Annotated in this window: 15 protein-coding genes; 4 read left to right on the top strand and 11 right to left on the bottom strand. The window is 64.8% G+C overall.

Annotated features, from left to right (window positions below; translation table 11 throughout):
• Positions 1-18: 18 nt before the first annotated feature.
• The 4 genes from QJT78_RS21535 to QJT78_RS21520 all read right to left on the bottom strand — a co-directional run bounded on the left by QJT78_RS21535 (position 19) and on the right by QJT78_RS21520 (position 2,808).
• Complete coding sequence (locus tag QJT78_RS21535) at positions 19-432, bottom strand: VOC family protein (protein WP_028151474.1); 414 nt, start codon at positions 430-432, stop codon at positions 19-21.
• 94 nt (positions 433-526) lie between these two features.
• On the bottom strand, positions 527-1,063 hold the full coding sequence (locus tag QJT78_RS21530; protein WP_028151473.1) for an SRPBCC family protein: 537 nt from the start codon (positions 1,061-1,063) through the stop codon (positions 527-529).
• A gap of 78 nt (positions 1,064-1,141) precedes the next feature.
• The gene (locus QJT78_RS21525; RefSeq protein ID WP_038943222.1) at positions 1,142-2,443 is read right to left on the bottom strand and encodes an RNA polymerase sigma factor; all 1,302 of its coding nucleotides are present in this window, start codon (positions 2,441-2,443) and stop codon (positions 1,142-1,144) included.
• Entirely contained in the window at positions 2,440-2,808 is a 369-nt protein-coding gene (locus QJT78_RS21520; protein WP_014492384.1) for a YciI family protein, read from the bottom strand. Before QJT78_RS21520 ends, QJT78_RS21525 begins: the two co-directional genes overlap by 4 nt.
• Positions 2,809-2,949: 141 nt before the next feature.
• Between QJT78_RS21520 and QJT78_RS21515 the strand changes: the two genes are divergently transcribed.
• The gene (locus QJT78_RS21515; protein ID WP_028151470.1) at positions 2,950-3,915 is read left to right on the top strand and encodes a glyoxylate/hydroxypyruvate reductase A; all 966 of its coding nucleotides are present in this window, start codon (positions 2,950-2,952) and stop codon (positions 3,913-3,915) included.
• A gap of 187 nt (positions 3,916-4,102) precedes the next feature.
• Here QJT78_RS21515 and QJT78_RS21510 read toward each other — a convergent pair whose 3' ends face one another.
• Positions 4,103-4,747, bottom strand: a complete 645-nt coding sequence (locus QJT78_RS21510) for a TetR/AcrR family transcriptional regulator (RefSeq protein WP_028151469.1) — start codon at positions 4,745-4,747, stop codon at positions 4,103-4,105.
• 106 nt (positions 4,748-4,853) lie between these two features.
• Here QJT78_RS21510 and QJT78_RS21505 point away from each other — a divergent pair, with 106 nt between their 5' ends.
• Positions 4,854-5,498, top strand: a complete 645-nt coding sequence (locus QJT78_RS21505) for a glutathione binding-like protein (RefSeq protein WP_028151468.1) — start codon at positions 4,854-4,856, stop codon at positions 5,496-5,498.
• Positions 5,499-5,570: 72 nt separating this feature from the next.
• On the opposite strand, the gene QJT78_RS21500 is transcribed toward QJT78_RS21505, so the two are convergent.
• The 3 genes from QJT78_RS21500 to QJT78_RS21490 all read right to left on the bottom strand — a co-directional run bounded on the left by QJT78_RS21500 (position 5,571) and on the right by QJT78_RS21490 (position 8,524).
• Positions 5,571-6,338: a transporter substrate-binding domain-containing protein gene (locus tag QJT78_RS21500; protein ID WP_028151467.1), complete on the bottom strand. Its 768-nt coding sequence runs from the start codon at positions 6,336-6,338 to the stop codon at positions 5,571-5,573.
• A gap of 36 nt (positions 6,339-6,374) precedes the next feature.
• Entirely contained in the window at positions 6,375-6,698 is a 324-nt protein-coding gene (locus QJT78_RS21495) for a cytochrome c (protein WP_085965707.1), read from the bottom strand.
• Positions 6,699-6,805: 107 nt separating this feature from the next.
• The gene (locus QJT78_RS21490; protein ID WP_028151465.1) at positions 6,806-8,524 is read right to left on the bottom strand and encodes a PQQ-binding-like beta-propeller repeat protein; all 1,719 of its coding nucleotides are present in this window, start codon (positions 8,522-8,524) and stop codon (positions 6,806-6,808) included.
• 603 nt (positions 8,525-9,127) lie between these two features.
• On the opposite strand from QJT78_RS21490, the gene QJT78_RS21485 reads away from it, so the two are divergent.
• Both QJT78_RS21485 and QJT78_RS21480 read left to right on the top strand, forming a co-directional pair.
• Positions 9,128-10,543, top strand: a complete 1,416-nt coding sequence (locus QJT78_RS21485) for a DUF4403 family protein (protein WP_049807610.1) — start codon at positions 9,128-9,130, stop codon at positions 10,541-10,543.
• Positions 10,544-10,545: 2 nt separating this feature from the next.
• On the top strand, positions 10,546-11,736 hold the full coding sequence (locus tag QJT78_RS21480) for an alpha/beta fold hydrolase (RefSeq protein ID WP_028151464.1): 1,191 nt from the start codon (positions 10,546-10,548) through the stop codon (positions 11,734-11,736).
• Between the two features lie 24 nt (positions 11,737-11,760).
• Here QJT78_RS21480 and QJT78_RS21475 read toward each other — a convergent pair whose 3' ends face one another.
• From QJT78_RS21475 to QJT78_RS21465, 3 genes are all read right to left on the bottom strand, one after another.
• Positions 11,761-13,422: a hydantoinase B/oxoprolinase family protein gene (locus tag QJT78_RS21475; RefSeq protein ID WP_028151463.1), complete on the bottom strand. Its 1,662-nt coding sequence runs from the start codon at positions 13,420-13,422 to the stop codon at positions 11,761-11,763.
• Positions 13,423-13,424: 2 nt separating this feature from the next.
• Complete coding sequence (locus tag QJT78_RS21470) at positions 13,425-15,509, bottom strand: hydantoinase/oxoprolinase family protein (protein WP_212490788.1); 2,085 nt, start codon at positions 15,507-15,509, stop codon at positions 13,425-13,427.
• 133 nt (positions 15,510-15,642) lie between these two features.
• The gene (locus QJT78_RS21465) at positions 15,643-16,464 is read right to left on the bottom strand and encodes an NAD-dependent protein deacetylase (protein ID WP_028151461.1); all 822 of its coding nucleotides are present in this window, start codon (positions 16,462-16,464) and stop codon (positions 15,643-15,645) included.
• Positions 16,465-16,539: the final 75 nt, after the last annotated feature.

Here is a 16,539-nt window from a genome sequence, read left to right as displayed (position 1 = left end):
ATCAGGCGGTCACGCCTGTCACATGCCCTCGGCCGGGCAGTTCACCATCCAGGGAATGCCGAACTTGTCGACGCACATGCCAAAGCCCTTGGCCCAGAACGTCTTGCTGAAGGGCATGGTGACGGTGCCGCCGTCGGCGAGCGCGTTGAACTTGCGCTCCCCATCCGCGGGGTCGGTGACCGTGAGCGAGACCGAAAAGCCCTGGGCTTTTTGAAAATGCTCGGGTGGCGCGTCGGAGGCCATCAGCACGCTGCCGTCGGGCAGCGACATCCGCGCATGCATGATCATCTTCTCGCGGCCGGGCGCGGCGGGCATATCCGGCGGCGCTTCTGATGAGCGCATCATGGCGTCGATCTTGCCGCCCAAAACCTTGGCGTAGAAGTTGAACGCCGCTTCGCAGGTGTCCTGATAGAACAGATAGGCATTGAGCATCGTTTCTCTCCTCTTCGTTTTCTTGGCGGTTCGTTGGCAGTTCCTTGCAGTTTCTCGGCGGTTTCTTGGCTGCTCTTTCGGGCAGCAAGCCTTGTTACTTTTCGGTGAGCTTCTTCAAGCTGGCGAGGCCGGTCTCGAAGTCCTTGCCGATCATGTTGTCCATGTTGATGAACACCTGCATCACCTTGGACATGAACGGCGCCGGACCGTACATCGCCCATGTGACCAATGTGGCATCGCCTTGCGGCACAAAGGTGAACTCGGCGGTGTTGTGGCCTTCGAACGGGCGCTCGAAATCGAGCTTGATCCGAAGCTTCGACGGTGTGCTTGCCTCGAGGATCTCCATATGCCCGGCGCCGACATTATTGTTGCCGTCCCAGGCATAGGTCGCGCCCTTGCCTGACGCGGTTCTGCCGAAGGTCCGCTTCATGCCGGGGTCGCGATCCTCATAGGGCGACCAGCTCATCCAGAAATGGAAATCGGCAACGTGCGGATAAATCGCATCGGCCGGCGCCTTCACGGCGAGCGAGCGCTCGACACGGAACGTATCGGGTTTTGTCAATGCGAAGACGAGGACCGCGGCTATGCCGACGGCGAGGACGACGGCGATGATGGCAATGGCTTTCAGCATGAGTGGCTCCCTGGATATGGAATTAAGACGAAGGGGAACGGCGGGAGCCGACAATTGGCGGGACGAAATTTTTGGCCGTCACTTTGCCTTTGCGCCCTGCCTGGCGCCGCCATTGGCGCCCTTCGGCTGGCTGTCCCGGATCAGGCGATCGATGTGCATGCGGATATGGGCGGCTTCCGCCGAAGTATTGGCGAGCGCGATGGCGTGGTCGAAGGCGATGCGGGCTTCGTCGTTGCGGCCGAGCTGCATCAGGAAGGCACCACGCACGCCGTGGAAATGAAAGTAGTTGGTGAGCTTCGGCGCCAGCGGCTCGATCAGCTCGAGCGCCGCTTGCGGGCCGCGCACCTTGGAGACGGCAACCGCGCGGTTGAGCGTCACCACCGGCGAAGGTTGCATCAGTTCGAGCGCGCCGTAGAGCAGGTCGATCTGTGTCCAGTCGGTTTCCTCGGGCGTCGACGCGCGCGCATGCAGCGCGGCGATCGCGGCCTGGACCTGATAGGGGCCGCTGCGGCGATGGCGCATCGCCTTGTCGATCAGCGCCAGGCCTTCCGCGATCATGTTGCCGTTCCACAGCGTACGATCCTGGTCGTCGAGCAGGATCACCGCGCCGTCCGCGGCAAAGCGCGCGGCGCTGCGCGCATGCTGCAACAGCAGCAGCGCCGCGAGCCCCATGATCTCCGGCTCGCTCTGGAACAGCCGCAGCAGCAGCCGCGCCAGCCGGATCGCTTCCTCGCACAGCGGCTTTCGGATCTCCGCCGTGTCGCCGCTGGCCGAATAGCCTTCGTTGAAGATCAGGTAGATCATTGCGGCAACACCGGCGAGCCGCTCGGAGCGTTCGACCGCGCCGGGCGTTTCGAACGGCGCCCCGGCCTCGGCGACCTTCGCCTTGGCGCGGGTGATGCGCTGCTCCATCGCCGCTTCCGAGACCAGGAAGGCGCGCGCGATCTGCTTCACGGTGAGGCCGGAGACGATGCGCAGCGCCAGCGCGATCTGCTGGGTCGCCGGCATCTGCGGATGGCAGCAGATGAACATCAGCCGCAGGATGTCGTCGCGGTAGTGCGAGCCGTCGAGCCGCTCGGCGAGCGCGCCCTCGGCGTCGTCGAGATCGGAGATGGCCTGGTCATCCTCCGGCAGCGGCTGCTGCTTGCGGGCGCGGCGGACCTCGTCGATGGCGACGTTGCGGCCGACCATGATCAGCCAGGCCGCGGGATCGCGCGGCGGCCCGTTCTGCGGCCAGGTCTTGAGCGCGCGCAGGCAGGCGTTCTGGAAGGCCTCTTCGGCGGTGTCGAGATCGCGGAAATAGCGCAGCAGCGCGCCGACCGCCTGGGGGCGCGCCGAGGTCAGCGCGGTCTCGATCCAGGCGGTGTCGGTGTCGCTCACGCCGAAATTCCTCCGGGCCTGAACACGCCCACAGGGCGCACCTCATAGGCGCCGCCGGGATTGGCCGCGCCGAGGTCGCGCGCGACGTCGAGGGCTTCGTCGAGGTTTTTGCAGTCGACGATATAGAAGCCGAGCAATTGCTCCTTGGTCTCCGCATAGGGGCCGTCGAGCACCAGCGGCGGGTCTTCCTTGCGCAGGGTCGCCGCCGCCGTGGTCGGCAGCAGCCGCGCCACCGGACCCAGTCGGCCCTGCTGTGTGAGCTTGTCCTGCACCACGGCGAGCTTCTTCATCACAGCCTCGTCCTGGTCCTTGCTCCAGGAGCCGACGAAGTCCTCGTCGTGATAGCAGAGGATCGCATAAAGCATGGGCAGCACCTTCCTGAACACTTGTTTTTAAGACGATCCAATATGCCCCGCCCCGACAGGGCTGCGGAAAAAATTTGCGAGAAAAATCCGTCGGATCGTGCCAAGGAGGGTTTTCAAAACGGAACCGACGAGGCACTTCGAATGAGCATGGGCACACTGGCCGTCCTGATCAACAGCACGCAGCAGAACTGGCTGCCGGAGCGCTGGAAGGCCCGGTTCGACGCGGTCTGCGGCGGCCGCCGCGTGGTGCTGCTGCCCAACGCCGGGCTCGATCCGGCCGAAGTGCACTATGCCGCGGTGTGGAAGCCGGTGCCGGGCGATCTCGGCTCTTTCCCCAATCTGCGTGCGATCTTCAATCTGGGCGCCGGCGTCGATGCGCTGATGGCCGACAAGAGCCTGCCCGACGTGCCGCTGGTGCGCGTCGCCGTGCCTGATCTCACCAATCGCATGACCGAATATGTCGTGCTGCACGTGCTGATGCACCACCGCCAGGAGCTGTACTTGCGGGACTCGCAGCGCGCAAAACGCTGGGAGCCGCAATATCAGTGGCCGGCGAGTGCCGTCACCGTCGGCGTGATGGGACTTGGCACGCTGGGTGCCGATGCCGCCGAGGTGCTGCGCCGGCTCGGCTTCCGGGTTGCCGGCTGGAGCCGCAGCCCACGCACGATCGAGGGCGTCGAATGCTTCCATGGCGCCGCGCAGATCGATGCATTCCTGCGCAAGACCGACATCCTGGTCTCACTGTTGCCGCTGACGCCGGATACGCACGGCATCCTCAACCGCGACGTCTTCACCAAGCTCAACCGCAGCAGCCCGCTCGGCGCGCCCGTGCTGATCAATGCGGGTCGCGGCGGCTTGCAGAACGAAGCCGATATCCTGGCCTGCCTCGACGACGGCACGCTTGGCGCGGCCTCGCTCGACGTTTTCGTGCAGGAGCCGCAGCCTGCGGACAGCCGGTTCTGGACCCACCCCAAGGTGCTGCTGACCCCGCACAACGCGGCCGACACCGACGCCGATGCAATCTCGGCCTATGTCGCCGAGCAAATCGCAAAGTTCGAGGTCGGCGGTGCGCTGGAGAACGTGGTGGACCGGGCACGGGGATATTAGACGCTTCGGCAGGCTGGGAGAGGCACGCACGCGCCCCACCCTCGCTGTCGTCCCCGCGTACGCGGGGACCCATACTGCGTGATTTATCGTTGCGGCTGGTCGCAGTACCGAACGACCAGTCTTCGACAAACTTCTCGCTGTGGCTATGGGTCCCGGGCTCGCGCTATGCGCGCCCCGGGACGACGGCCTAACTTTTGGCCCCCACCATCACGTCAATCGCCCCCTTCACGATCGCCTCGAGCTCCTTGCGCGACACGCGGGCGCGGGAGCGGATGGCGATCGAATGCACGGTTGCGGAGGCGAGCTGCGCCAGCACGGCCGGGTCGGCGCTCGCGGGCAACTCGCCCTTCTCCTTGGCGCGGCGGAAGCAACTGGCAAAGGCCTTGTCGAGCTCGGTCAGTCCATCCAGCACCATGGCACGGATCTCGGGATCGCCGACGGCTTCGGACGCCGCGGTCACCACCGTGAAGCAGCCGCGCGGACCGGTCTCGCCGGAGAGATAGATGTTCAGTGCGGACGCGAAGATGCGCTCGAGCCGCTGGCGCACCGGCATCTCCTGGCGAAAGATCTCCACCATCGAGGCGCGCGCGTCCTCGCGGTAGCGCTGGTAGCTCTTGATGTAGAGCTCGCGCTTGTCGCCGAAGGCGCCGTAGAGGCTCGGCCGGTTCATGCCGGTCGCTTCGCTGAGATCGTCCAGCGACGTCGCCGCAAAACCCTGCCTGCGGAACAGGTCGAGCGCCTTGCCGAGCGCGACGTCGGGCTCGTAGGCGCGCGGACGGCCACGCCGCTTCGGCTCATTGGCGGCAGCTGGCGGCTTCGATTTTTGTACCATTTCGCAAACTAATCCTTGACCGCCGCGATATTATACAAGATGGTACAAAAATCAATCTGGCCAGGTTGAGCGACATCCAAAGAGGAATTGCCCAAGGAGGCCCAAGATGGATCTTTATTTCTCGCCGCTCGCCTGTTCGATGGCGACCCGCGTCGCGCTGTATGAAGCCGGCGCCGAAGCGAATTATCTCGAAGTCGATCCGCCGACCAAGAAAGTGCTGAACGACGGCACCGACTTCCGCACGATCAACCCGATCGGCCTCGTGCCGACGCTGCGCACCGACGAGGGCGTGGTGCTGACCGAGAACGCCGCGATCCTGCAATATGTCGCGGATCGATTCCCGCAATCCGGCCTCGGTGCGGCCGAGGGCATCGATCGCACCCGGCTGCATCAATGGCTCTGCTTCATCGGCACCGAGCTGCACAAGGGCCTCTTCATCCCCCTGCTCGACCGAAAGGCGCCGCAGGAAACCAAGGCCTATGCGCTGGAGAAGAACCTGTCGCGGCTCGACTATCTCGACAACTACCTGAAGGGCCGCGACTTCCTGCTCGACCATTTCAGCGTGGCCGACGCCTATCTCGTCACGGTCATCAACTGGACCATGGCGACCCCGCCGATCGAGCTCGCCAAATGGCCGAACGTGAAGGCGTATCACGACCGCCTGCGCCAGCGGCCGTCGGTCGCGAAGGCGATCGCCGAAGAGTTCGAGCTGTACAAGGCCGAGCAGGCGCGCAAGAAGGCGGCGGCGTAAGGCCAAAGCGAGATCTTCATAGCGACGTCGTCCTGGCCAAACCGGGACGGCGTCGTTCCTTCAGCAATTCAGCTACCTCGGCGTTTGCAGCACGATCCCATAGCGACCGTAGATCCGATCGATCGTGCCGTCGTTGCGCAGCCGTTCCAGCGCCCCATCGATCGCCTCGCGCAACGCATCATCCGGGCGGACCATGCCGACGGCGACATTCCAGTTGAGGTCGGCCACGCCCTCGTCGCGATCCAGGATCCGGAGTGGCTTGTCAGGATGCGTCAGATTGAAATAGCTCGCCGCGGTGGGCGTGACCGCAGCCGCATCGATCTCATGGTTTGATACGGCATCGAGGCTGTCGGTCTCGAAGCCGAAGGTCGATGTGGGCACGTGCCGCTGACCGATGATCATGGCAGCGACAGAGCCGACCTGGACCCCAACCTTGGTATGCTCGCTGAGGCTCTTGAACGAAGTGAGCGCGCTGGATGACGGCACCGCGAGCGCGACGCCCGTGCGATAGTATGGTTTCGAGATCCTCAAACGGGTCTCGCCTTGCGCTTCGCGATCGGCGATGACATCCAGGAGAATGTCACAGTTGGCGCTGCGCATTTGATACTGCGTGATGATCCAGTCGAGCCGCAGCGAGACACCGAGCTCGCGTGCCAGCACCTGTCCCAACTCAACCTGAAAACCGGGCGGATCGCCGCCCTTGCGCGCAAAAGGGAGCGAGTTGGGATGCGCGCATAGTCCGAGCGCGCCACTGGCGCGGATCGCGTCCAGGGTTCGCGCCTGCGCCGGTCCCGACAGCCCGATAGCGGCACCGACGATAACCAGGACAATTGCTTTCATGCCGCGTCTCATCTGGATGGATCAGGTCCCGGAGGGTCAGCCCTCGCGCGGCTTCAAGGCGCGGATATATTTGACGATCTGGTCGATCTGCGCGTCGCTGAAGCTCTCGCCGAATGCCGGCATCGCACCTTGCTTGCCGATCTTGATACGGTTGTGCAGAAATTCGTCGTCTCGTTGCGAATTCATCAGTTGCGGTCCCCTGCCGGCAGCCCGGCCGCCGTCGGAGTGACAAAAGCCGCAGGTCCCCGCGAACAACTGTTCGACGTCCAACGACCCGTTGTCCGGCGCCGGCGTGGCAGATTGAGCTCGAGCCACCACAACGCACAGCAACGAGGCCCCTAGCACCGCCGGAAGCGACATCGAATGCAGTTTCAACACGTCCGCTCCATTCCTGAATCACGCGCGGCCGCTGCAATCGACCGAGAAGCGGGCTTGCACCCGTTTCTCGGCAGATCGTTTGAGGCAGACTATTTCAAGCTGAAGACGACGAGGGCGCCGTCGTCGCGTGGCATGCTCTTGTAGACGCCGCCGAAGTTTGGCGCATATTCGTCCGCCAGCATCCCGCCGAAGCCGGCCGTCACGGCGATATATTGCTTGCCGCCGACGGAGTAGCTGACGATACCGCCCTGGTGGCCGGTGCCGTTGTTGTGCTTCCACAACTCGGCCCCGGTTTCGGCATCGTAGGCGTGAAGGATGCCGCGGGAGTCGGGTACGAACACGAGATTACCCCCGGTCGACAAAACGCTCCCAAGCGGCGGCTCGGGAAAGCGAACCTCCCATTTCTTCGCGCCCGTTATCGGGTCGCGCGCGTCGAGATGTCCGTAGATCTCGCCGCTCGGAGGCGGCACCATCTTGAAGTCGGCGCCGATGTTGAGCTGGACCTGGGGCGCGGTGACCGGCGTCGTCTTCTGAATATCCAGCGTCATGCACCATTCCTGGCCGATCTTGTAGTAAAGACCGGTCTTCGGGTTGTACGAGCCGGCGTTCCAGCTGATGCCGCCGCCAATGAAGGGACACAGCGGTACTTCAGTGACTTTCCCGACCGGGAAATCGCGACGTCCGATCAGCGCACCTGTCTTGGGATCGATATCCTTGACGAAGTTGATGTTCTCGACCAGCCGCCAGACGTTCTTCACGCCAAGATTACGGTCGTAGACGAAGACGAAGCCGCCCTTGTTCGGATGAACCACGTATTTCTGGCCGTCGCGCTCAAGCATCACGAACTCGCCGACGGCGCTGTCGAAGTCCCAGGCGTCGTGAGGCAGTTCCTGATGGTAGGATTTCAGCTTTCCGGTATCGATATCGAGAGCGATGACCGAACTCGTATAGAGATTGTCGCCGGGACGCGCACCTTGCGTCTTGTAGTCGGCGCCCGACCAATCGTAGAGCGGCGCCGGGTTCGCGGTGCCCCACAGGACGGAGTTGGTCTCGGAGTCGTAGGTGCCAGGCATCCAGCCGCCGCCACCGCCCGTGCGCCAGGAATCGTTGCCCCAGGTCTTCATGGCCTCGTCGGTGCCCGCGACCGTCAGAAACTCCCACTTCTTCTTGCCGGTGGTGGCATCGACAGCGAAGATCGGGCCACGGCCCGGCCATTCCCCCCCCTGCGAGCCGATGATGACGCTTCCCTTCGCGTAAAGCGGCGCGCCAGTGAAGCCGACCGTGAGCTTCTGCGAGTCGATCAGCCTGGTTTCCCAGAGCACCTTTCCCGACTTCGCATCGAGCCCGAACAGACGGCCATCCATCGTACCGACGAAGACCTTGCCTTCACCGAGAGCTACGCCGCGATTGTAGGGCGAGTGGGTCTGTCGGCTGATGAGCGCCTCGTCGAGCTCCGGAAAGAACGACCAGATGACCTCGCCGGTCGCGCCGTTCAGTGCAAAGACCCGGCTGTACGAACCCGAATAGTAGAGCACGCCATCGGCCACGAGCGGCATTGACTGCAGGCCGCGCGTCGATCGTCCGGGAATGTGCGTCCAGGCTACGCCCAAATTGCCGATGTTGCTCGCATTGATCTGCGCGAGCGGGCTGTAGTGATGGGATTTGTATGAACCATGATAGGTGAGCCAATCGTTCTGACCGGCGTTCTCGATCCGGGCAGTATCCACGGTTTGGGCCAACGCCGACGACACGATCAGCGTCGCGCCGGCAACAAGAGGTAGACCAGAATTACACCAACGCTTCTTCATCCGTTCCTCCCGCTTTTGTGTTTGTTGAACTCGCGTCTCGCAGACGCCGCGAGGGATGTTTGCAGTTCAGTGCGCGTCGATTGTTCTCTATCGAGGATGAGCTGCCAACAGATATCCCCCTCTCTCGGCGCATGTCGCCAAAGGAGCTACGTTCACTGGAGTGGTTGCTATTGCACTTCTGCGCGCCCTCACAGAGTACGCCGGATCACGGGGAGTGCAAAGACGGAATGCGCGCACGGCGTGAACTTGACGCACGGGGACAATTCGAAACGTCAGCTGCGCTGACCGTTTCGTCTCGGCCGGCAGTTCTCAGACTCAAACATCGCAGCGCCCGCGGAGAAGCTTCGTCGCGTGATCATTTGGACTGGGGCGGCGTCAATCTCTTTTGAGGAATTCAAGAACGGCCATCATACCGGAGCGATATACAAAGCCTTGCTCAAAGCGCGACGCCGCGCCATACAAGTGCCGCGATACGCGACCATTGAATACAAGCAATAATTGATCCACTGACCGCCCTCTCCTTCCGCGATTTTGCTCTGAAGACCGAACGGCACCGCTGCCGGCGGCATGGGCGCGAAGCAGGGCCAAGCTGGAATAAGAAGAATGCCCGTTTCTTTGCGAATTGTTCGTTCGACGAAACGTGCCGGGCTTGTTGCGCTCGCCCTCACCGCGCTCGCGCAAGCCGCGCACGCCGCCGACAAGCCGCCGCTCGCTCCTGATCCGCCGGCGCCGCTCGCGACGACCTCACGGGTGTCCGCAACCATTGAGTTCGGTCTGCCGGCGCTCGCCAAGGCGATCGAGCAGGATATCCCCAAGCGGCTTGCCACCATCGACGAGCGCGTCAACTGCGTGCACCGCCGCGTACTGATGTTCCGTGTCAACGCCAATTGCGACGTGTTTGGCTTCGTCAATCGCACCAGCGGCGTCTCGCTCTATGGCCGCGGCGACCGCGTCTATGGTGCAGTCTCGATCTACGGCGCGGCCGAAGGCCAGGGCGCCAACCGCTTCACCGCGCGCATCCGCGGCCAGACCGAAGCGCGCGCGACGATCGAGGCCGAGGCACGGCCCGCGCTGCGCAAGGACTGGTCGCTCGACCTGAATTTCAGCGACTCCTTCCACTGGAGCGAAGCACCTTATTTGCACGTGCTCGGCCGCGAGGTCGATCTTGCGCCCTACGTCGAGCCGCGCATCCGTACGCAGCTCGCGCGCGTGCGATCACGTGCGCTGGCCGCGGCAAGGAAACTCAATCTGCGGGACAAGGCGGCCGCTGCCTGGACACATGCGTTCGAACCGATGAAGCTCGCCGACGAGCCGCCGGTCTGGCTGCAAGTAACGCCGCGGAGCGCAGCCTTCGCCGGCGTCCGCGCCAACGACAAGGTTCTGTCGGGCTCGCTCGAACTCTCCGGCACTGCGGTGACGTCAATCGGACAGCAGGGAGCGAGCGTCGTGCCGACTCCGCTGCCACAGCTCGGCTCCGACGTAGCCGCACCGGGCACGTTCGACGTCATCCTCCCCGTTCGCATCGGCTATGACGCGATCAAGGACAAGATCAGCCAGGCGATCGCAGCGCTGCCGGCGCAGGACACGAACTTGCGCGAGGTGCAGGTCTATCCGTCGTCGGGCAAGCTTGTGATCGGCCTTCGTCTTGCGAACACCTCTGACAGCGATCCCAATGCGGGGCTATGGAGTTATCTCGCCGCTGCGCTCAAGATTGACGACGGCAATAAGAGCGTAGGTCTTGGCGATCTCGACGTCGCCACGCAGGACGGCGGACAGAGCGACACAGCCTTGCAACCGATCGTCGCGCAATTGAAGCAGGCCGTGAACATCGACTACGGCATCTCCTACCAGAACCTGCTGATGGCGGCGAACCAGCGACTGACGCGGCCGCTCAAGGACGGCTTTCGCACAGAAGGAAAGCTGTCCTCGATTCAGTTCGACAAGGCACTGCTGCTGGCCGACGGCCTGACGCTCGCGCTGCGCGCCAGCGGCGAGCTGAAAATCCTGTACGGGATGTGACCATGCGCAGGACCGGCTTGCAGATGCTGAGCCCGTTCGGCCGCGGGGCGATGGCCGCACTCGTCATGTTCGCCGGGTTGGTAGCGGCACGCGCGCAATCGCCCTTCTACGACGCGCCGGCATCGCTCGCGGACGGTCTGCCCGGCAGCCTGGTGCGACAGGAGCCGATGTATGGCGCACCGCTCGGCGCCTCGAGCTACCGCGTGCTCTACCGATCGACCGGATTGAAAGGTGAACCCATTCTCGTCTCCGGCGTCGTCATCGTACCACAGGGCCCGCCGCCGCCCGGCGGCCGCCCGATCGTGGCCTGGGCGCATCCAACGTCAGGCATTGTGCCGCGCTGCGCACCGTCGCTCGCGATCTTCCTGTTCCAGCAGATCCAGGGACTGCGCTCGATGGTGGCGCGTGGCTACATCGTCGCGGCAACCGACTATCCCGGGCTCGGCACGCCGGGTCCGCATCCTTATCTCGTCGGCGAGAGCGAGGGCCGCGCCGTGCTCGACATCGTGCGCGTTGCGCGCGATCTGCCGGGCGCCGGCGGAGCCAAGGATTTTGCCTTGTGGGGACACTCGCAGGGCGGACAGGCTGTGCTGTTCGCCGGACGGCTGGCGCCGACCTATGCGCCCGATCTCCATCTGCTCGGCGTTGCCGCTGCGGCGCCCGCGACGGATCTTGCCACGCTGATGAGCGACGACATCAACTCAGTCGGCGGCAAGAACATCACCGCAATGACGCTGTGGTCATGGCATCGCGTCTACGACGCCGCGCTCGACGGTGTCGTAGACCCGCGCGCACTTCCGGTCATCGACCGACTGGCGCGCGAATGCATCGAAGGTCCCTTCGACATCTTCATCCGCCAGCGGACCGAGCGGCCGCTCCAGCAACATTTCCTGACCGTGCCCGACCCGACCAAAGCCGAGCCGTGGCGCTCGCTACTGGAGAAGAACAGCGCCGGCACCTTGCCCGCCGGCTTGCCTGTGTTCCTCGCGCAGGGGACCGTCGACCAGATCATCCGGCCCGCGGTGACGCGCGCCTATATGGGCCGGCTGTGCAAGGCGGGCAGCCCCGTGAAAATGGTCACCCTTCCCAACATCGGACACGGCCGCGCCGCACAGGCGAGCACCATGGCCGCGGTGAACTGGATGACCGACCGCTTTGCCGGCAAGGCACCGCCGAATGACTGCGGCCAGTAAACGGCCGCAGTCAACGCAGCGGAGCTAGCCCCGCGCGTATCCGTACAGGGCGGCCGCATTGTCGGCAGACACCAGGCCGCTCTCGATGTCGTCGTTGACCGCCGTGCGCTCGCGTTCGGTGGGCGCGCCGATGCCGGCACCGCCCGGCGTCATCACCACCAGCCGGTCATCAGGCGGTACGGTCTGAAAACCCTTGCCGCGCATCTTCTGTCCAGACTTCAGGCCGACATAGCCGGCCTCGCCGTTCCGGCCGCCGTCGCGGCCGCGCGGCGGATGATCGATGCGATCGAATGCAGCGAGGATGTCGAAGGGCGCATCGATGCCGCTGCCGACCTCGATGATCTGGCCGAGACCGCCGCGGGTGCGCCCGGCGCCGCCGGAATCCGGGCGAAGCTCCTTGCGCCAGAAGATCAGCGGCGTTTGCGTCTCAGCGATCTCGACCGGCGTGCCGCGCACGCCGCTGGGATAGGCGGTGGCCGACAGCCCGTCCTTCGCAAAGCGCGCGCCGGTACCGCCATTCGAAGTCACCGCCATCGAGAACCCGTAATTGCCGCCGGCACCTGAACGGGTTTGTCCGCGGACGTTGAGATTCCACAGGCACGAGGTGCCTTCCGCGGGTACGCGCTCGGGAATGATCTGGCGCAGGCAGCCGAACACCACGTCCGGCAGCATCTGTCCGACGATGTGGCGCGAGGCGACCGGCGCGGGCTTCGGCGCGTTCAGGATCGCCCCCGCGGGCGCCGACACGGTCAGCAGCGAGAGCGAGCCGGCATTGTTCGGGATCTGCGAGGCGACGACGCAGCCGAGGCCGAACACGGTGTAGGCCGTGGTGTAGGACAAGGGCACGTTGATGCCGAACTTCGAAGCGGCCGAAGTGCCGTCGAAATCGACGTGGATGCCCTCATCCGAGATCGTCAGCGTCGCGGCGAGCGTCACCGGCGCATCGTAGCCGTCCACGACCATGGTGTTGTGCCAGCTGCCCTTCGGCAGCTTTGCGATCTCGGCCAGCACAGCCTCGCGCGAGCGATCGCAGATGTAGTCGCCGAGCTCGTCGAGCGTATTGATCTCGAACTCGGTCATCATCTCGACCAGGCGTTCGCAGCCGACGTCGTTGCAGCCGGCCAGGGAATAGGTGTCGCCTTCGGTGTCGATCGGCAGCCGCGTGTTGGTGCGGATCATCGCCATCAGCGTTTCGTTGACGACGCCCTGGTCGATCAGCTTGAGCATGGGGATGTAGAGCCCCTCCATGAACACGTCGGTGGCGTCAGGGCCGAAGCCGATGCCGCCGATGTCCATGAGATGGCTGGTGCAGGAGAACAGCGCGACCGGCTTGCCGTCCTTGAAGCAGGGCGTGGTGACGACGAAGTCGTTGAGGTGACCTGTGCCCATCCAGGGATCGTTGGTGATGTAGGCGTCGCCTTCCTTCATCGTCTCGATCGGGAAATGCGCAATGAAGTGCTTGACCGATTCCGCCATCGAGTTGACGTGGCCGGGCGTGCCGGTCACGGCCTGCGCGAGCATCCGTCCCCTGAGGTCGAACACGCCGGCGGAGAGGTCGCCGCATTCGCGCACGATCGGGCTGAAGGCGGTGCGGAGCAGCACCTGCGCCTGCTCCTCGACCACGGCGATCAGCCGGTGCCACATGATCTGGAGGTCGATCAGGCTCGCGCCATTTGCCTTGCTCATGATCAGGCCGCCTTTCGTTCCATGACGATGCTGCCGGCACCGTCGATATGGGCGTCAAAACTGTTGGAGACGAAGGTGGACGTTTCGTCCTCGGCGATCACGGCGGGGCCGGCAATGGTCGCGCCCGGTGCCATGTCCTCGCGGCGATAAAGCGGGATCTCGATCACTTCCCCCGCGCGTCCGTCGAAGAATTTGCGGCTGCCCGAGGCCTTGCCGGCGGGCTTGCGCGCAACGGAAGCGACGACAGAAGGATTGTGCGCATCGGTGGTCGCGAGCACCGACCAGCTCAGGACCTCGATCGCGGCGCCCGGGATCGGCCGCTCGAACATCGCCGAATAGTCGGCCTCGAAGTTCTGGCGCAGGCCGGCGAGATCGGCCGATGTCAGCCGCCGGTTCGGCAGCTCGACCGAGATCTCGTGGCCCTGGCCGACATAGCGCATGAAGGCCGCGCGGCGTTCGCGCACCGGCGCACCGGCCGCGCCCGGCTCCACCAGCGCGCGCGCTTCAGTCACCATCTCCTGGAGTAGCTCCGAAACCCCCTCCGTGTCGAAATCATCGAGGCGGACATGGCGGCTGCGCACCAGCTCATAGGCTATGGGAGCAGCCAGGAAGCCGACCGCCGAGCCGACGCCGGCATTCGAGGGCACGATGACTCGCGAGACGCCGATCTTCTCGGCGACGCGGGCCGCATGGAGCGGCGCGGCACCACCGAAGGCGATCAGCGTGTGCTGGCCGACGATCTCGCCGCGCTCGACCGCATGCACGCGCGCCGCGCTCGCCATGTTCTCGCAGACGACCTCGTGCACGGCATAGGCCGCGTTTTCCGCCGACAGGCCCAGCGGCTCGCCGACGGCGCGCAACAGCGCCGCCTTTGAAAGCTCCGGGCTGAGCTTGATCGTGCCGCCCGCAAAGGCATCAGGATCGATCATGCCGAGCGCAACGTCCGCATCCGTCACGGCCGGACGCTGGCCACCGCGGCCGTAGCAGGCAGGGCCCGGCTCCGACGAGGCGCTCTCGGGGCCGACAGTCACGCGCTTCATCGCATCGACATGCGCGATCGAGCCGCCGCCGGCGCCGATCTCGACCATCTCGATCACGGGGATGCGCACCGGCAGGCCGGAGCCCTTCAGGAAGCGCGCCGCGCGATCGACCTCGAACACGCGCGAGGTCTCGGGCTGGTATTTTTCGATCAGGCAGATTTTTGCGGTCGTGCCGCCCATGTCGAAGGACAGCACCTTGCTCTCGCCGAGCCGCGCAGCGATCTGCGCCGCGAAGATCGCACCGCCGGCGGGACCGGATTCGACGAGGCGCACCGGAAAGCGCCGCGCCGTCTCGATCGAGGTGACGCCGCCGCCGGAGGTGACGAGGTAGATCGCGCCGCGGAACTGCTCGACCTGCAAGGCATCCGCCATGCGGGCGAGATAGCCGTCGATCAGGGGTTGCACATAGGCGTTGGCGACCGCGGTGGAGGTGCGCTCGTATTCGCGGATCTCCGGACACACCGCAGAGGACACGGTCACGGAGATGCCCGGCATCTCCTCGCCGAGGATCGCGGCGGTGCGGCGCTCGTGCTCGGGATTGGCGTAGGAGTGCAGGAAGGCGATCGCGACGCTCTCGACGTTCAACGCGCGCAATTTTGGCGCGAGTGCACGCACTGCCGCCTCGTCCAGCGGGAGGCGAACGGCGCCGTGTGCGTCGATCCGCTCCGGCACGGTGAAGCGGAGCGACCGCGGCGCCAGCGGCCTCGGCTTGTCGATGCTGAGATCGTACTGGTCATAGCGGCTCTCGGTGCCGATATCGAGCACGTCGCGAAAGCCGTCGGTCGCAATCAGCGCGGTCTTGGCGCCGCGGCGCTCGATGATGGCATTGGTCGCGAGCGTCGTGCCGTGAATGAAGACGTCGATGTCGCTCATATGCGCGCGCGCGTCAGTGAGAATGAGACGCATGCCATCCAGCACCGCCTGCTCGGGCCGCTGCGGCGTCGTCAGCACCTTGCGCGTCTTGCGCACCCCGCCCACGTCCAGCACGATGTCGGTGAACGTGCCACCGATATCAACGGCAAGCCGCACCTCGGCTCCCTCAAGCATTCCAAATTCTCCGTGCTGGTCGACAAACTGTGCGAAAACCGCAGCAATTTTCATACCAGCGACAACGCCCGGGGTGAAGCGTCCGAGCCGTTTTGCGCGGCACCTATGCGGTAGAAGGGTGCGGCCCACGCGCTCAGAGCAGGAATGCAAGCGCCGCCTCGCAGCGCTCCTCGACCTTGAGCGTGAGGAGATCGTCGGCGCGGGTGCGTCCGAGATTGACCGCGGCGATCGGGATCTGCCGGTTCGCGGCAGCCTGCACGAAGCGGAAACCGGAATAGACCATCAGCGAGGAGCCGACGATCAGCATGGCGTCGGCCTGCGCCAGATGATCCTGCGCGGTGGCGACCACGTCGCGCGGGACGTTCTCGCCGAAGAACACGACGTCGGGCTTGAGGATGCCGCCGCAGGCTTCGCAGGCGGGCACCTTGAACGACGAAAAATCCGCGTGCTCCAGATCGGCATCACCATCAGGCGCATCGGCGGCGTCGAGCGTCAGCCATTCCGCATTGGCACGGCCGAGCCTGTCCTGGAATTCGTTGCGCGGGGTCTTCGCCCCGCAGCCCATGCAGCGGACCAGATCGAGCCGGCCATGCAGATCGATCACCTGCCGGTGGCCGGCGGACTGATGCAGCCGGTCGACGTTCTGGGTCAGAAGCATCTCGCAGCGCCCGCTCGCCTCGAGCCGGGCCAACGCATGATGCGCATCGTTCGGCCTCGCCTGGCCGAACCGCCGCCAGCCGATCAGACTGCGCGCCCAATAGCGCTGGCGCGTAGGCTCTTCCGACATGAAGGCCTGGAAATTGACCGGCTGGGTCCGCTTCCAATTGCCGTGGCTGTCGCGGTAATCGGGAATGCCCGAATTGGTGCTGCAGCCGGCGCCGGTCAGCACGAACAGACGTTCGTGCCGGCCGACGAAATCTTCGAGCGAACGGTTTGCCTGCGGAGGGTTTGCCATGGCGCAGATGTAGTCTGCGCCATGACGTTTTGCCAGATGTCCGCCGCTGCAACGTGACCAGCCGCCCGCAGTCGA

Source organism: Bradyrhizobium sp. Mp27, assembly GCF_029953005.1.
Lineage (GTDB): Bacteria > Pseudomonadota > Alphaproteobacteria > Rhizobiales > Xanthobacteraceae > Bradyrhizobium > Bradyrhizobium barranii.
Note: the sequence above shows the minus strand (reverse complement) of the source record. Positions and strands in the feature narration are given on the sequence as shown.

What these genes read in the sequence shown, in the direction of transcription:
- QJT78_RS21535 (WP_028151474.1), bottom strand. Translation starts at nt 432, where the DNA reads ATGCTCAATGCCTATCTGTTCTATCAGGACACCTGCGAAGCGGCGTTC.
- QJT78_RS21530 (WP_028151473.1), bottom strand. Translation starts at nt 1,063, where the DNA reads ATGCTGAAAGCCATTGCCATCATCGCCGTCGTCCTCGCCGTCGGCATA.
- QJT78_RS21520 (WP_014492384.1), bottom strand. Translation starts at nt 2,808, where the DNA reads ATGCTTTATGCGATCCTCTGCTATCACGACGAGGACTTCGTCGGCTCC.
- QJT78_RS21515 (WP_028151470.1), top strand. Translation starts at nt 2,950, where the DNA reads ATGAGCATGGGCACACTGGCCGTCCTGATCAACAGCACGCAGCAGAAC.
- QJT78_RS21510 (WP_028151469.1), bottom strand. Translation starts at nt 4,747, where the DNA reads ATGGTACAAAAATCGAAGCCGCCAGCTGCCGCCAATGAGCCGAAGCGG.
- QJT78_RS21505 (WP_028151468.1), top strand. Translation starts at nt 4,854, where the DNA reads ATGGATCTTTATTTCTCGCCGCTCGCCTGTTCGATGGCGACCCGCGTC.
- QJT78_RS21500 (WP_028151467.1), bottom strand. Translation starts at nt 6,338, where the DNA reads ATGAAAGCAATTGTCCTGGTTATCGTCGGTGCCGCTATCGGGCTGTCG.
- QJT78_RS21495 (WP_085965707.1), bottom strand. Translation starts at nt 6,698, where the DNA reads ATGTCGCTTCCGGCGGTGCTAGGGGCCTCGTTGCTGTGCGTTGTGGTG.
- QJT78_RS21490 (WP_028151465.1), bottom strand. Translation starts at nt 8,524, where the DNA reads ATGAAGAAGCGTTGGTGTAATTCTGGTCTACCTCTTGTTGCCGGCGCG.
- QJT78_RS21485 (WP_049807610.1), top strand. Translation starts at nt 9,128, where the DNA reads ATGCCCGTTTCTTTGCGAATTGTTCGTTCGACGAAACGTGCCGGGCTT.
- QJT78_RS21480 (WP_028151464.1), top strand. Translation starts at nt 10,546, where the DNA reads ATGCGCAGGACCGGCTTGCAGATGCTGAGCCCGTTCGGCCGCGGGGCG.
- QJT78_RS21475 (WP_028151463.1), bottom strand. Translation starts at nt 13,422, where the DNA reads ATGAGCAAGGCAAATGGCGCGAGCCTGATCGACCTCCAGATCATGTGG.
- QJT78_RS21470 (WP_212490788.1), bottom strand. Translation starts at nt 15,509, where the DNA reads ATGCTTGAGGGAGCCGAGGTGCGGCTTGCCGTTGATATCGGTGGCACG.
- QJT78_RS21465 (WP_028151461.1), bottom strand. Translation starts at nt 16,464, where the DNA reads ATGGCAAACCCTCCGCAGGCAAACCGTTCGCTCGAAGATTTCGTCGGC.